The sequence below is a fragment of the Curtobacterium sp. GD1 genome, from assembly GCF_020882855.1.
Taxonomy (GTDB): domain Bacteria; phylum Actinomycetota; class Actinomycetes; order Actinomycetales; family Microbacteriaceae; genus Curtobacterium.
This window is the reverse complement of the sequence record NZ_JAFEVQ010000036.1, coordinates 15,977-31,642: the sequence shown is the minus strand read 5'-3', so window position 1 is coordinate 31,642 and position 15,666 is coordinate 15,977. Positions and strand designations below refer to the sequence as shown.

The window sequence follows — 15,666 nt, the reverse complement described above, 5'->3', positions numbered from 1 at the left end:
GTGCAGGGCGGGACTGCGTCGGGCGCTGGTCTCCCTGCGCGGGCGCCGCGTCCGGCCGTGCCGGAGCCGGTGCCGGTGCCGGTGCCGGCGACGGTGCCGGCGACGGCGACGGTGCCGGTGCCGGTGCCGCGTGCTCCGACGCTGCCGTCTCGCGCGCGGCGGACTCCGCCGCCGAGGGTGCTCCCGTGGCGGATGCGCCCCCGCCGGACTCCTGCGCAGCGGACCGGTCGGCGGAGTCCCCCGCCGCCTGCTGCTCGGCGAACCCGTGCGGCTCGGACGTCGTCGGCTCCGGACGCGCGGGAGCGGCCGGAGCCGTCTCGGCGGACCGGTCGGCACCGGGCCGTGCAGCACCCGCAGCACCGGCAGCACCGGCAGCACCTGCAGCGTCAGGGGCAGGCGCGGCACTCGGCGTCGGCTGCGCGGCCCCCTGCGGCGGCTGGGCCCCGGGCTGCTGCGGCGGTCGCTGCTGCCCCGGCCCACCGGGACCACGGGCGACGAACTTCACACGGAGCCCGAGCACGTCGACGATCGCGGCCCGCAGGAGCTCGCTGACGCTGGCGTTCGGGTCGGACATCTCCTTGAACGAGGCGACGTCCTGCTGGCTCGGGAACGTGAGGGTGAGGACGTCGTCGCGCAGCGCCGTGACCTGCGCCGTGACGACCACGGACCACGCCGAACGCTTCTGCCGCTGGACGTGCTCGACGATCTGCGGCCAGGAGTCGCGGAGCTGCTGGAACCCGACGGCGCCGATGGGACGCACGGCCGGCTCGTCGCCCGCAGCCGCGCCCTGGCCGGTCGAGGACGCGTTCGCAGCGCCCGCGGCGGGCGTCGGCGTGGCTCCGGGTGCCGGCGTGGACCCGGGTCCGCTCGACGGCGCCTCGGGTGCACTCGGCACCGCGGCGGCCCACGAGGCAGCGGCATCCCGAGCGGTGGCACCGGGGTCGGTCGACGTCGGGGCCGGGGTGGCGGCCGGTTCGGCGGCGGCCGGAGCAGGAGCCGGCGCCAGCGTCTGGGCCTGGGTCTGGGCGGGAGCCGCGGGGGCCTGGGCTGCCCGAGGAGCGGGTGCGGCCGGCTGCGTGCTCGGCGCGGGGGCGGTGGTCGACCCCGCGGCCGGGAGCGACTCCGGCCCGGCCTGGTGCCCGCCGGCGTCCCCGACACCGATGCGTCGCTCGAGTCGCTCGACCCGGGCGAGGGCACCGCGCTGGGTGTCGTCGGCCTCGGGCACGAGCATCCGCGCGGTCATGAGTTCGAGGTGCAGCCGCGGCGAGGTCGCCCCGGTCATGTCCGTCAGCGCCCGGTTCGCGATGTCCGCCGCACGCGAGAGCCCGGTCGCACCGAAGACACCGGCCTGCCGGGTCATCGTGTCGAGCTCTTCCGGTGAGACGCCCCGGAGGACGGCCGCGGCGCTCTCGTTGGTCGCGGCCACGACGATGAGGTCACGGAGGCGCTCGAGGAGGTCCTCGACGAAGCGACGAGGATCCTGCCCGGTCTGCACGACCCGGTCGATGGCGGCGAACGCCGATGCCGGGTCGGCCACGGCGAGCGCGTCGACCACGTCGTCGAGCAGTGCGGCGTCGGTGTAGCCGAGGAGCGCGACGGCCCGCTCGTACGCGATCGCCCCGTCCTCGCTGCCGGCCATGAGCTGGTCGAGCAGCGACAGGGTGTCACGGACGGAACCGCCGCCGGCGCGGACGACCAGGGGCAGCACGCCGGGCGCGACCGAGACCGATTCCTGCTGGCAGAGCTGCTCGACGTACTCGAGCATCGCGGCCGGCGGGACGAGGCGGAACGGGTAGTGGTGGGTGCGCGAGCGGATCGTGCCGATGACCTTCTCGGGCTCGGTCGTCGCGAAGATGAACTTGACGTGCTCCGGCGGTTCCTCGACCAGCTTGAGCAGCGCGTTGAAGCCCTGCGGCGTCACCATGTGCGCCTCGTCGAGGATGAAGATCTTGTAGCGGTCGCGTGCCGGGGCGAACACGGCGCGGTCGCGCAGGTCACGGGCGTCGTCGACACCGTTGTGGCTGGCGGCGTCGATCTCGATCACGTCGAGCGATCCCCCGCCGCCGCGTGCCAGTTCGACGCAGCTCGGGCAGACGCCGCACGGGGTGTCGGTGGGGCCCTCGGCGCAGTTCAGGCAGCGCGCGAGGATGCGCGCGGACGTCGTCTTGCCGCAGCCGCGCGGCCCGCTGAACAGGTAGGCGTGGTTGACCCGGTTCGTGCGCAGGGCCGTCCGGAGGGGATCGGTGACCTGCGACTGTCCGATCAGCTCGGCGAAGTTCTCGGGCCGGTAACGGCGATACAGGGCGGTGACCACGCCCCAAGGGTAGCCGGGACGACCGACACCCGATGGTCGGACCGGACCACCTGTGGGAAGTGGGCGGCGGACGCGTGACGAACCGCGCCTCCCGTCCGTGCAGACGACGGGACGGGAGGCGCGGATCGTGCGTGCGACGGGCTCAGACGCGTCCGCGGCGGCGGAGGCCGCGGGCGAGCCGCGACAGGCCCAGCAGGAGGAAGCCGAGCACCACCTGGCCACCCGCTGCCCCGGCGAGCGGGGCCACGTCGGCGCCGGTGAACGCGAGCCCACCGGACCCGGAACCGCTCCCGCTCCCGGACCCGTTGCCGCCGGTCCCGGGCGCACCAGGCGTCCCGGGCGTCCCGGGCGTTCCGGGTGTCCCAGGCGTTCCGGGCGTTCCGGGCGTCCCCGGCGTGCCGGGGCCACCCGGCACCGCGGCGTCGACCACGACCGCGACCGACTGCACGGCCGACGTCGCACCCGCCACCGTCTGCGTCACGCGGATGGTGTGCTGCCCGACCGCCAGTCGCAGGACGACCGACCAGGTGCCGTCCTCGGCCGCCGTCGTCGTGACGGGCGTGCCGTCGTCGGCGACGACGGTGACGGTCGCTCCCGGCTCGGCGGTCCCGGTGACCCGCCAGTCGACGGTCCCGGCGGCCGAGGCCGTCTGGTGCGCGCCCGGTGTCGGCGAGGTGACCGCGAGCGGCTCCACCGCGTCGACCACGATCGGGACCGGCTGCGAGACCGTCGTCGTGCCGTTCACGGACTGCGACGCCTCGATGGTCCACTCCCCCTCGGGGACGCGGTCGAACGTGACGCTCCAGTCGCCGTCGGCGTCCGCGGTCGTGGTGCGGACCTGCCCGTTCGACAGGCGCACCGTGACGAGCGCTCCCGGTGTGGCGTGCCCGGTCACCGTGAAGCTGCCGGTGTCGCCGGTGCCCGTCGCGGGGATGAGCTGGCCGGGGACCGGGCTCGTGATGGTCACGTCGGTCGGCTGGGCGACCACGACCCGCACGGTGCTCGTCACCGGGTCGGAGGTCACGCCGCCGACGGTCTCGGTGACCGACACGGTGTGGGTGCCCGGCGGGACCCGGGTGACGGTGACGGTCCACGAACCGTCTCCACCCGCGGTCGTCGTCGCGGTCCGGCCGTCGATGTCGACGGAGACCGTGGCGCCCGGCTCGGCGGTGCCGCTGACCGGGATCGACGTCGTGGCACCGGTGGTCGGGACGACCTGGCCGTCGGTCGGGCTGGTGACCCGGACCGGTGCGGCCGCGGCGACGGAGAACCCGACCTGCGGGGCGTTCGTCGTCGTCCCACCGACCGTCTGCGCGGCGGCGATCGTGTGCGGGCCGGTGCCGACGTCCGGCACGGTGACGGCCCACTCGCCGTCGCCGTCCGCCGTCGTCGTGACCGAGGTCCCGCCGTCGACGCGGACCGAGACGGCCGCGTTCGGGGCGGAGACACCGGTGACCCGGACGTCCGTGGTGCCGCCGAGCACGCGGTAGGCGGTGCCGTTCTCCGGGGAGGTGACGACGATCGCGTCCACCGCGGCGACCTCCACCGTCAGGTCGCGCTCGATCGGCGACGACGTCGTGCCGTTCACGACCTGCGTGACGACGATCGTGTGGTCGCCGGCGTCGAGACCGGTGAGCTCGGTCGACCAGCGGCCGTCCGGGCCGACCGGGACCTGGACGGGGTCGCCGTCGTCGGTCACGATCCGCACGGTGCCGCCGGGCTGCCCCTGGCCGCTGACCGGGACGCTCGTGGTCGTGGTGCCGGCCGGCACGGTCACGGTGTCGCCGTCCGCCGGCGTGTCGACCGTCAGCGCTGCACCCGCGGCGACCGTGAAGGTCGTCGAGACCGGCGCCGAGGTCGATCCCTCGACCGTCTGGGTGGCACGGACGGTGTGCTCGCCGGTGCCGAGGCCCTCGAGGTCGACGGACCAGGTGCCGGCGGCGGTCGCCGTCACGGTCCGGGGGTCGCCCCCGTCGACCGCCACCCGGACGGTCGCCAGCGGCTCGGCGGCGCCGTTCGCGGTCACGGTCGCGATCGAGTCCTGCTGCGCGACGCGCACGGTCGACCCGTTCGCCGGGGTGGCGATCGTGATCGGGTCCGCGACGAGCACCCGGATGCCGACGGTGACCGGGGCGGAGACGGTGTCACCGATCCGCTGCGTGACGCTGACCGTCGGGGTGCCGGCGGGTACGTCGGGCACCGAGACGCTCCACTCGCCGTCGGTGTCCGCGGTGGTGGACTCGCTGCGTCCGCCGCCGAGGTCGACCACGACGGTCGCACCGGGCTCCGCCGTCCCGCTGACGTCGACCGTGGTGGTCGCGCCCTCGCCGGCGACGGTGTACTCCTGGCCTGCCGTCGGTTCGGCGATCTCGACCGGGGCTCCGGCCTCGATCTCGAAGGCCGACTCGACCGGGGTGGTGGACGTGGACCCGTCGACCGTCTGCGTGACGCTGACGTCGTGCGTGCCGACGCCGAGGTCCGGCACGTCGACGCTCCACGCGCCGTCGTCACCGGCGGTGACCTCGACGGGGTCGCGGTCGTCGACGGTGACCGTGACGGTGGCGCCCGGCTGGGCGTCACCGGCGATCGTCACCGTGGTGGTGGCGTCGCCGTCCGCGACTGTGATCGGGTCCTCGCCGGGCTGGCGGACGGTCAGGTCGGCCGCGGCGACGACGGACACCGGTCGTGCGACCGCCGCGCTCGTCGTCCCGTTCACGGCCTGGGTGACCTCGGCCGTCCACGAACCGGTTGGCACGTCCTCGACCGTCGTGGCCCAGTCCCCGTCGTCGTCGACCCGTGCCGTCGCGGTCCCGCCGTCACCGAGGTCGACCGTGACGGTCGCCCCGGGCTGGCCGGTCCCGGCGAACCGCACGTCGGTCGTGGCGTCGTCGTCGGCCACCGTCACGGAGGTGGCCCCGGCCGGGGTCGTCACCGTGAGCGGCGCACCGGCGCGGACCGACACCGCCGCGGTGACGGGTGCCGACGTCTGCCCGCCGACGACCTGCGTCGCGCGGACCGTGTAGTCGCCGACCGGGACGTCCGCGAACGTCGTCTCCCAGGCGCCGTCGGCAGCGGCGGTCACCTCGTCGGAGTCGCCGTTCGACAGCGTCACCGTGACGGTGGCCCCGCCCTGGGCCCGTCCCGCGGCCCGCACGTCGGCCGTGCCGGCCGCGTCGGCGACCGTCAGGACGGCGCCGTTCGTCGGAGCGGTCAGGGAGAGCACGGTCCCGGCACGGACGGTGACGGTCTGCGCGGGACTGGAGGCGCTGGTCCCGCCGACCGTCTGGGTCGCGGTGAGCGTCGGGTCACCGACACCGACCCCGCCGAACGTGACCGTCCAGTCGCCGTCGCCGTCCGCGGTGGTGGTCGTCTCGTCGTCGCCGAGTCGCACCGTGACCGGAGCGTTCGGCTCGGCCGTCCCGGTGACCGTGACGTCACGCGTCGCGTCGGCGTCCGGGACGAGCAGCACGGCGTCGGCGGCCGGGGTCGTCACCGTGACCGCGTCCGCGGCCTCGATCGTGACGGTGCGCGTCGCCGGGTCGGAGACGGCCGGGGACGAGACCGTCCCGGGCAGCGTCTGCGTCACCGCCACCGGGTGCTCGCCGACCGCGAGGTCCGGGAAGGTCACCGACCAGGTGCCGTCCGGGGCGACCGTCGTCCGCTGGTCGTCCTCACCGGTCGTGCTCGCGGTCACCCCGGCGCCGGGCTGGCCGGTGCCGGAGACCGTCACGTCACGTCGGACGTCGTCGCCCGCGACCGTGATCGGCGCCGTGCCGGGGGCGGTGATCGCGAGCTGCGCGGCCGTGACGACCTGGAACGTGGTCGGGATCGCGGTGGTGACCACGCCCTCGACGCTCTGGCTCGCGTTCACCGTGTACGTGCCGGTGGGTGCGAGACCGGTGGCGTCGACGCTCCACACGCCGTCGCCGTCGGCCGTGGTGGTGAACTGCGTGTCCGGGCCGAGCGAGACGGTGATGTCCGCGTCCGGCTCCGAGGTGCCGGAGATCGGGACGGTCGCGGTCGCGTCGCCGTCGACGACGACGAAGCGCGAACCGACGGCCGGCGAGTCGATCGCGACGGCGGTCCCCGGCACGACTGTGAAGTCGCGCGTCACCGTGGGTCCGGTCGTGCCGTTCACGGTCTGCACGGCGGTGACGGTGTGGTCGCCGATGGCGAGCTGCGTCGGGTCGGTCGCCCAGTTGCCGGAGCCGTCGGCGACCACGTCGACCGGGTCGCCGTCGTCGACCGTGACCCGCACGCTCGCACCCGGCTCGGCGGTGCCGCGCACGACGACGCCGATCTGGCCGCCCGCTCCCGCGGGGACCTCCTGCGCGTCCGTCGGTGACTCGATCACCAGGTCGTCGCCGACCGCGATCGCGAAGTCCCGGTCGACGGCTGCGGACGTCTGCCCGCCGACCGTCTGCGTGACGCTCGCGGTGTGGTCGCCCGTGCCGACGTCCGGCAGCGTCACCGACCACGCACCGTCGTCGCCGGCGGTCGTGGTGACCGGGTCGCCCGTCCCGTCGAGGACGACGCTGATACCGGCGCCCGGCTGCGCGGTGCCCGAGACGACGACGTCGATCGTCGAGTCGTCGGTCGCGACGTCGGTCGTGCCGTCCTGGGTCGGCGAGGTCACGGCGAGCGCCGCGCCGGCGACGACCGTCACGACCTGGCGGACGGCCGGCGAGGTGGTCCCGCCCACGGTCTGCGTCGCCTGGATCGTGTACCGGCCGACCGGGACGTCCTGGACCGTGGCGGTCCAGTCCCCGTCGCCGTTCGCGGTCGCGGTGGCGGTCAGCCCGCCGCCGAACGAGATCGCGACGTCGGCGCCGGGCTCGGCGGTGCCGGTCACGTCGAGGTCGGTCGTCGTGTCCGCGTCGAGCACGGTGACGGTGGCACCGGGTGCCGGGGCGGTGATCGCGATCGGGTCACCGGCGGCGACGGTGAAGTCGCTCGTCACGGGGCCGGAGGTCGTCCCGCCCACGGTCTGCCGAGCGGTCGCGGTGCGGTCGCCGACCGGGACGCCCTGGAAGGTCGCCTCCCAGTCGCCGCCGCCGGTCGCGGTCACCGTCGCGGTGAAGGACCCGCCGATGCCGACCGTGACCTGCGCGTTCGGTGCGGCGGTGCCGGACACCGTGACGGGCGTGGTCGAGGTCGGGTCCGCGACGGTGATCGTGCTGCCGTCCTCGGGTGCGTCGATCGTCAGCGCCGGGGCGGCCGTGACCGTGAAGGCACGTGTCACGGGGGCACTCGTCGAGGACCCGACGGTCTGCGTCACCTGGGCGGAGTACGACCCCGCGGGGACACCCGTCACCGTCGTCGACCAGGTACCGCCGGCGTTCGCCGTGGTCGTGGCCGTGCGGCCGCCACCGAGGTCGACGTCGACCCGGGCGCCGGGCTGCGCCGAACCGGAGAACGGCACGTCCCGGGTGGTCCCGGCGAGCGGGAAGTCCTGGCCGGCCGTCGGGCTGTCCACCGTGAGGCCGGCTGCGGCGACGACCCGGAAGGCCCGGGTCACGGGCGCCGAGGTGGTGTCCCCGACGGTCTGCGTCACGCTCGCGGTCGGTTCGCCGATCGGGACGTCCGGCACCGTGGTGCTCCACGCGCCGCTCGCGTTCGCCGTGCCGGTCGCGGTGAGGCCGCCACCGAGGTCGACGTCGATGCGGGCGTTCGCGGTCGCGGTGCCGGTCAGGGTCACCGGCGCGGTGGTGCCGGTGGTCGTGAAGGTCTGCCCCGCGGTCGGCGTCGAGATGGTCAGGGCCTGCTGCGCGACGACGGAGAACTGCTGCGTGGCCGAGCCCGCCGCTGCTCCCCCGAGGGTCTGGGTCGCGGTCGCCGTGTACGAGCCGGTCGGTACGTTCGCCACCGAGGTGGTCCACGTCCCGTTGGCCGCCACGGTCGCGGTGCCCGTCCGGCCGCCGCCGAGGGTCACGGCGATCGTGGCTCCGGGTTCGCCGGCGCCACTGACGGTGACGCTGCGGGTGGAGGACGCCGTCGGCACGCTGAACACCTGGTTCGCGGTCGGTGCCGTGATCGTCGGCGCGACGAAGGCCGAGGCCCGCACCGTCGACGTGGCGAGGTCGACGGTGGCGACGTTCGCCCCCGGCAGGATCGACAGCCGCAGGGCGTGCACGCTCCGCGAGCCGGGGTCGTACCCGCGGCCGTCGCGGAACCCGGTCGTGGTGTCCTGCGCGTTGACGGTGAGGTCGACGACCTGGCGGAGGAGCAGGACGACCGGCGACAGCAGCGTCGCCACGGCCGTGGTCGTGGTCGTCAGGGTGGTGCCGAGCTGCGTGAGGGCGGTCCCGCCGATGATCGGCCGGAGCGCGGTCTGCAGGGTCGGGACGACGATGCCGGAGACGACCGGCGCGAGCACGGTGCCGAGGGGCAGCGGCAGGCCGACGAGGCTCCCCGATGCGGTGACGGTCGGGTTCGCCGTCGCGGTGCCGGCCAGCGCGCCGAGGGTCGTGTCGACCTGCAGACCGATCGCGGCGGCCGACTGCCCGAGGACGGTGGCGTTGGTGGCGATGTCCACGCGCACCGCCGTGGAGTTGATCGTGTTGACGACCGCCGTCTGCAGCGTGGTGGGCAGCTGCGTGCCGAGGATCGTGGCGATGCTCTGGTTGATCGAGTCCACGGCGACCGTCGTCAGCACCGGGGTGTTCGCGGGCTGGCCGTTGAGGGCCGTGAGCTTGTCGAGGTCCACCGTGATCGTGCCGGTCGCCGGGACGATCGTCACGGCGCCGTCCGTGAGCGGCTGCTGGAGGACCTGGGTGAGGGTGCCGTCGAGGTTGAGGTTCACGTTCGCGGTGATGGTGGTGCCGCTCACGTTCACCGTGCCGAGCAGCGCCTGGCGGAGGAGCGTCTGGATCTGGCCGGACACCGCGGCGGTGGTGCCCTGCAGCGCTCCCCCGGTGCCGAAGACGCCGTTCACCGAACCCGACACCGTGCGGAGCTGGTCACGGAGCGAGGTCGTCAGCCCCTGGACGGCGGGGCTCGTCAGCGTGAGGTCGGCTCCGGCGATCCGGTAGTCGCTCGTGGTGCTGACCGTCGCGCCGCGCGTCGCGGACAGGGTCGAGGCGAGCGCCCCGACACGCAGCTGCGCGTTCGAGAGCACCGTCGTGTCGGCACCGACCCGGCTGAAGAGCGGGTTGAGGTCGAGCGTCGACGCCCCGGAGCCGATCCCCGTACCGACGCCGATGCCGCCGTCGTTCGTCAGGAGGCCGGAGGACGCCGTCGCACCGTTCGCCGAGGTCGTCGCGTACTGGCCGGCCACCCCGAGGGTGAGGATGCCGTTCGCCCCGAGCAGGTCGATGTCGTTGCCGAGGTCCACCCCCACGGTGTTCAGGGCCTCGACGTTGAGCGGCTGGTTCGTCGTCCCGCCGCCGGTCGTCGCACCGCGTGCGGAGTAGGCGCCGCCGAGCTGGGCGATGCCGTCGACGTCCACGATGCCCGAGCCGCTGAGCAGGAGCCCCTCGGCCTCGGAGACGTCGGTCTGTGCAGCCGCAGCGGGTTGGATCGCCACGGTGGCGGCGAGGAGCGCCGTCACCGTGGCGATGACGCCGCCGCGCAGGAGGAGACGCCGATCGTCCGATGCTCGTCGTCGAGCTCGGCCGCCAGCACCGAAGATCCGTCGTGTCCAGTCGCCCGCCGTCGTGGGTACACGGGTACCCCGCAGCGACACGTGCCTGCGCATGCGTGTCTCTTTTCCTGGCGAGCGCGCTCGCCACCTGATCCGGAACTCCCCCGCTGGTGAGGCGGTGGAGGGTCAGGAGCCCTGGTTGGGGGTTCCTGAGGGCGATCTTTGCACACGATCAGGTTGCTGTCCGCAACCCGTTACGAAAGAGACACCGGGCGCACGAAAAGACTCCTCACGCACCCGCACCGGGACAGACACAGCCCCGGTTACCCTCCCCCGGGAACGGAAAAGACTCCTCACGCACCCGCCAGAGCCCGGTTACCCTTGCTGCGTTTCCGCCCTGGGGGAGTTGGCCTGGATGGCGTCACGTGAGGAGCCGCCGAGAAGTCTACCGGACGCGACGGGCAAGATCGGACACATGAAGATCGCCATCGCCGGAGGCCACGGCCAGATCGCCCTCCTCCTCGCCCGCCAGATCACCGACGCCGGCCACGACGCCGTCGCCATCGTCCGCAACCCCGCGCACGTCACCGACGTGGAGCAGCAGGGCGGACGGGCGATCGTCGCGGACCTCGAGCAGCTCGACGACGACGAACTCGGGCTCCGGCTGCGCGGGGTCGACGCGGTGGTGTTCGCCGCCGGGGCCGGTCCGGGGAGCGGTGCCGAGCGGAAGCTCTCGGTCGACCGGGACGGGGCCATCCTCCTGGCGGACGCGGCCGAGCGCGCCGGCATCCGCCGCTACGTGATGATCTCGGCGATGGCGGCGGACTCGTACGACCCGGAGCGTGCGGTCGTGCCCGCCCGGTCGGAGGCCGATGTCTTCCAGGTGTACCTCCGCGCGAAGGCCGAGGCGGACGCGAACCTGCGGGCGCGGAGCCTCCGCTGGACGATCGTCCGACCCGGGGGCCTGCTCGACACGCCGCCCCAGGGCACGGTCGACGTCGGCGCCACGGTCCCCCGCGGCACGATCCCACGGTCAGACGTCGCGGCGGTGGTGCTCCACGCGCTCCTCGACGACACCGCGGTCGGCGTGCAGTTCGAGGTCACGAGCGGCGACACCCCGATCCCCGCCGCGGTCGCGTCGCTCGGCTGACGCCCGCCGACGGCAGCGGCGTCGAACCACGGATCCGACATCGAACCGGGCGACGACGGTGGTTCGACGTCGGATTCGTGGTTCGATCGCGGCGCGGCGCGTCAGAGCGCGACCGCAGCCGACTGCCGGGCGATCTCCAGTTCCTCGTTCGTGGGGATCACGAGCACCGCGACGCGCGACGTGTCCGTGGAGATGAGCCGCGCCTCCCGAGATGCCAACTCGTTGCGGTCCGCGTCGATCTCGATGCCCAGGTGCTCGAGCCCGGCGAGCACGCGCCGGCGCAGCAGCGCGTTGTTCTCGCCGACGCCCGCGGTGAAGACCACCGCGTCCAGCCCGCCGAGCTGCGCCGTGTAGGCGCCGACGTACCGACGGATCCGGTGCCGGTACACGGCGAGCGCCGCCTCGGCGACCTCGTCGCCGTGCAGCGCCGCGTCCTGCACGTCGCGCATGTCCCCGTTGCCGGTCAGGCCGAGCAGCCCGGACTCCTTGTTGAGCATGGTGTCGAGCTCGTCGAAGGAGAGCCCGGCCTCACGGTGGAGGTGGATGAGGACCGCGGGGTCGAGGTCTCCGGAGCGGGTGCCCATCACGAGACCCTCGAGCGGGGTGAGCCCCATCGAGGTCTCGATCGAGCGTCCACCGTCGATCGCCGCGGCGGATGCCCCGTTGCCGAGGTGCAGCACGATCGTCTTGAGCTCGGCGAGCGGACGGCCGAGGAATACTGCCGCCTGCTCGGACACGTACTTGTGGCTCGTCCCGTGCATGCCGTAGCGGCGGATCGCGTACTTCGCGGCGAGGTCGGCCGGGATCGCGTACGTGTAGGCGTGCGGCGGCATCGTCTGGTGGAACGCGGTGTCGAACACGGCGACCTGCGGCACGTCCGAGAAGACCTGCTTCGCGGCGCGGATCCCCTCGAGGTTCGCCGGGTTGTGCAGCGGCGCGAGGCTGTTCAGCTCCTCGATCTGCCGCTCGACCTCGTCCGTCACCACGGTGGCCCGGTCGAAGGTGGTGCCGCCGTGCACGACACGGTGGCCGACCACGGCGGGCGGGTGCTCGTCGAAGGACGGCCCGACCTTCGCGAAGGCGTCGATCATGGCCTGGAAGCCGGCCGCGTGGTCGGCCACCGGGGTCGAGTCGTTCGACGAGGACTCCCCCGTGAGCGCGTTGGTGTGCTTCCACGCACCCGTCGACTCGCCGATGCGTTCGACGAGCCCGGAGGCGAGCGTGCGCTCCCCCTCGAGCTCGATGAGCTGGTACTTGAACGAACTCGATCCGGAGTTCACGACGAGGGCTGCGGTCACGGGATGGGTCACTTTCTCGGTCGGACGGGAGGCGCGGTGCGGGTCGCGCGGGTCAGCCCGCGTCGGTCGCGGTGCCGGCCTGGATCGCGGTGATCGCGACGGTGTTGACGATGTCGCCGACGAGCGCACCGCGGGAGAGGTCGTTGATCGGCTTGCGCAGGCCCTGCAGGACCGGGCCGATCGCCACGGCACCGGCCGAGCGCTGCACGGCCTTGTACGTGTTGTTGCCCGTGTTGAGGTCGGGGAAGATGAACACCGTGGCGCGACCCGCGACGGGCGAGTCCGGCATCTTCGTCGACGCGACCGTCGGGTCGGCGGCGGCGTCGTACTGGATCGGCCCCTCGACGAGCAGGTCCGGGCGGCGCTCGCGCACGAAGGCGGTGCCGGCGCGGACCTTGTCGACGTCCGCTCCCGAGCCGCTGTCGCCCGTCGAGTAGCTGAGCATCGCCACGCGCGGGTCGATGCCGAACTGCGTCGCGGTCTCGGCGGACGAGATCGCGATGTCCGCGAGCTGCTCGCTCGTCGGGTCGGGGATGACCGCGCAGTCGCCGTAGACGAGGACCCGGTCGGCGAGGGCCATCAGGAAGACGCTCGACACGATCGAGGTGTCCGGCCGGGTCTTGATGATCTCGAACGACGGCCGGATCGTGTGCGCCGTCGTGTGCTTCGCGCCGGAGACCATGCCGTCGGCGAGCCCGAGCTGCACCATCATCGTGCCGAAGTAGGACACGTCGGTGACGGTGTCGCGGGCGAGCTCGATCGACATGCCCTTGTGCGCCCGGAGGCGGGTGTACTCCTCGGCGAAGCGCTCACGGAGCTCGGGGTCGAACGGGGAGACGAGCTGCGCGGCGTCGAGGTCGAGGCCGAGCTCGGTCGCCCGGGTCCGGATCGCGGCGGGGTCGCCGAGGATCGTGAGCTCGCACACCTGGCGCTGCAGGAGCGTGGACGCGGCGCGGAGGATGCGGTCGTCCTCGCCCTCGGGCAGGACGATGCGCTTGCCGTACCCGCGGGCCCGGTCGAGCAGTCCGTGCTCGAACATGAGCGGCGTCACGACCCCGGAGGGCGTGAGCTGCAGGCGGTCACGCAGGGCGTCGGCGTCGACGTGCTGCTCGAACAGCGCGAGCGCGAGGTCGGCCTTGCGGGGCGAGTCCGCCGCGAGCCGTCCGCGGGTCTGGGTGATGCGGAGCGCGGTGTCGTAGGTGCCGAGGTCGTTCTGCGCGATCGGCAGCGAGCTCGACAGCCCCTCGAGCAGGCGGGAGATCTGCGGTGCCGTCTCGAACCCGCCGTTGAGGATCACCCCGGCGAGGCTCGGGAACGTCTCGGACTGGTTCGCGAGGAGCGTCGCGATGAGGACGTCGCTGCGGTCCCCCGGGACGACGACGATCCCGCCCTCGATCAGGCGCGGCAGGACGTTCTCCATGCTCATGCCGGCGACGACGGTGCCGAGCGCCTCGCGGTCGAGCAGCGCTTCGTCGCCGCGCACCAGGGTCGCCCCGGTGGCCTCGAGCAGGGCGCGGACGGTCGGGGCGACGAGGACGCGGTCCTCGGGGATGGCCCACACGGGCAGGTCGGGGTGGTCGTCGCTGACCGCCTGCCGGACGCTCGACACGACCGACGGCAGGGCGTCGGGGTCGGCACGGTTCACGACGATGCCGAACAGCTGGGCGTGCGCGGCGCGGAGCTCGCTCGTCGTGACGTCGGCGACCTGGGCCATGTCCTCGGGGGTGCGGGCACCGCGTTCGGCGGCGTCGCGGCCACCGAGCACGAGCAGCACCGGAGCGCCCAGGTTGACCGCGACCTTGGCGTTGAACGACAGCTCCGTCGGGCTGCCGACGTCGGTGTAGTCCGATCCGAGCACCACGACCGCGTCGCACTGCCGCTCGACCTGGGCGAAGCGGGTGACGATCGTCGCGAGCGCCGCGTCCGGGTCGGCGTGCACGTCGTCGTAGGTGACGCCGACCGCGTCGTCGTAGGAGATGCCGACCGCGGTGTGCTGCAGCAGGAGCTCGAGCACGTAGTCCGGCTCGTCGACGGAGCGGGCGACCGGGCGGAACACCCCGACCCGTCCGACCGAGCGTGCGAGGGTCTCGAGGACACCGAGGGCGACGGTGCTCTTGCCCGTGTGTCCTTCTGCTGACGTGATGTAGATGCGGGTCGACACGCGTCCAGGGTAGTCGGCGCACACGGCACGACATCTGGGAGCCCCGCCACTTCCGACACGCGGTCGTGAGCACTCCGGAGAACCTGTACCATTGGGTGTCGTCGTCGGAAGACGGCGCCAGGAGAATTCGCCTAGTGGCCTATGGCGCACGCTTGGAAAGCGTGTTGGGTGCAAGCCCTCGGGGGTTCGAATCCCCCATTCTCCGCCAGAGCACGGAACGCCCCGGGAACCGATCGGTTCCCGGGGCGTTCGTCGTCCGGAGCACTCCGGAGCACTCCGGAGCACTCCGGACAGGACGGTCCCCCACCCGGCGGACCCCGCCGAACCCCGTTCGCCATGGACTGGCCGGGAAACGATGCCGAGGGGTGGAACGGGCTGTCCCCGATACCCGTCGGTCGCCTAGACTGACCCAAAGGACGGCCCCGGGACGGGTCGGACACGGTGCACGGAGCGGCAGGGGCGCGCTCCCCGGGCGAGCGTCGAACGCTGCCCGGGCACCCGAGGGACGAGGAGTCCACGTGGGGGACCTGACGGCGCCGGCAGCAGCTCGGCCGAGCGCGACCGTGTACGACGTGGTCCTCCGGCCGCGTCGCTCGCTCGTGCGCTCGACGATCCTGAGCGTCGTGTTCTCGGCCGTCCCCCTCGCCGTCGCCCTCGTCTGGGTCTCCCTCCCGATGCGCCTCTGGCCGGTCGTCACGGGTGCGGTCATCCTGCTCGCGGCCGCCGTCGCCGTGGTCTTCGTGCGCCTCGGCACCGCGTTCATCGGCATCGACCCGGTGGCGATCACGGTGCGCGGCGTCCTCACGCAGAACCGTCGGGTGGACCGCGACCGCGTCCACAGCCTGGTCCTCGCCACCACGTACGGCAGCGCGGTCGAGCGCACGACGCGCGAGCTCATCGCGCTCGACGCCGCCGGCGCCCACCTGTTCCGCCTCCGCGCCGACACCTGGAGCGACGCCGGCATCGACAGCATCGTGGACGCCCTCGGCGTGCAGGTCACCGACGAGACCCGGCCAATGTCGATCCGCGAGTTCGTGCGGCGCTACCCGGCGAGCCGGTCCTGGTACGAGCAGCGCGGGGCGTACGTCGCCGTCGGTGCGGTGGCGGTCCTCGCGGTCGCCGGGCTGCTCGTGGTCGAGACCACCGGCCTCCTCGGCTGAC

The 15,666-nt window shown here is 73.7% G+C and carries 6 protein-coding genes, 1 tRNA gene and 1 other RNA gene; 3 read left to right on the top strand and 5 right to left on the bottom strand.

Features of this window, described 5'->3' with window-relative positions; translation table 11 throughout:
• From JSX79_RS16125 to ffs, 3 genes are all read right to left on the bottom strand, one after another.
• Nucleotides 1-2,314 (bottom strand): DNA polymerase III subunit gamma and tau (locus tag JSX79_RS16125; protein WP_229087132.1); only part of this gene is annotated, 2,314 nt, incomplete at its 3' end.
• A gap of 142 nt (nucleotides 2,315-2,456) precedes the next feature.
• Nucleotides 2,457-10,010, bottom strand: a complete 7,554-nt coding sequence (locus tag JSX79_RS16120; RefSeq protein ID WP_229087130.1) for a choice-of-anchor G family protein — start codon at nucleotides 10,008-10,010, stop codon at nucleotides 2,457-2,459.
• A gap of 227 nt (nucleotides 10,011-10,237) precedes the next feature.
• Nucleotides 10,238-10,334: signal recognition particle sRNA small type (ffs, locus tag JSX79_RS16115), an RNA gene on the bottom strand.
• A 37-nt stretch (nucleotides 10,335-10,371) separates the two neighbouring features.
• Between ffs and JSX79_RS16110 the strand changes: the two genes are divergently transcribed.
• Nucleotides 10,372-11,046, top strand: a complete 675-nt coding sequence (locus JSX79_RS16110; RefSeq protein WP_071302619.1) for an SDR family oxidoreductase — start codon at nucleotides 10,372-10,374, stop codon at nucleotides 11,044-11,046.
• A gap of 101 nt (nucleotides 11,047-11,147) precedes the next feature.
• On the opposite strand, the gene JSX79_RS16105 is transcribed toward JSX79_RS16110, so the two are convergent.
• Complete coding sequence (locus tag JSX79_RS16105) at nucleotides 11,148-12,344, bottom strand: acetate/propionate family kinase (protein WP_229087129.1); 1,197 nt, start codon at nucleotides 12,342-12,344, stop codon at nucleotides 11,148-11,150.
• Between the two features lie 52 nt (nucleotides 12,345-12,396).
• Nucleotides 12,397-14,505 carry a phosphate acetyltransferase gene (gene pta, locus JSX79_RS16100; protein ID WP_071302617.1) on the bottom strand — a complete coding sequence of 703 codons (2,109 nt, stop codon included), beginning with the start codon at nucleotides 14,503-14,505 and terminating at the stop codon, nucleotides 12,397-12,399.
• A 120-nt stretch (nucleotides 14,506-14,625) separates the two neighbouring features.
• On the opposite strand from pta, the gene JSX79_RS16095 reads away from it, so the two are divergent.
• Both JSX79_RS16095 and JSX79_RS16090 read left to right on the top strand, forming a co-directional pair.
• Nucleotides 14,626-14,713: transfer RNA gene (locus JSX79_RS16095), tRNA-Ser, on the top strand.
• A 310-nt stretch (nucleotides 14,714-15,023) separates the two neighbouring features.
• Nucleotides 15,024-15,665, top strand: a complete 642-nt coding sequence (locus JSX79_RS16090) for a hypothetical protein (RefSeq protein WP_070418396.1) — start codon at nucleotides 15,024-15,026, stop codon at nucleotides 15,663-15,665.
• Nucleotide 15,666: the final 1 nt, after the last annotated feature.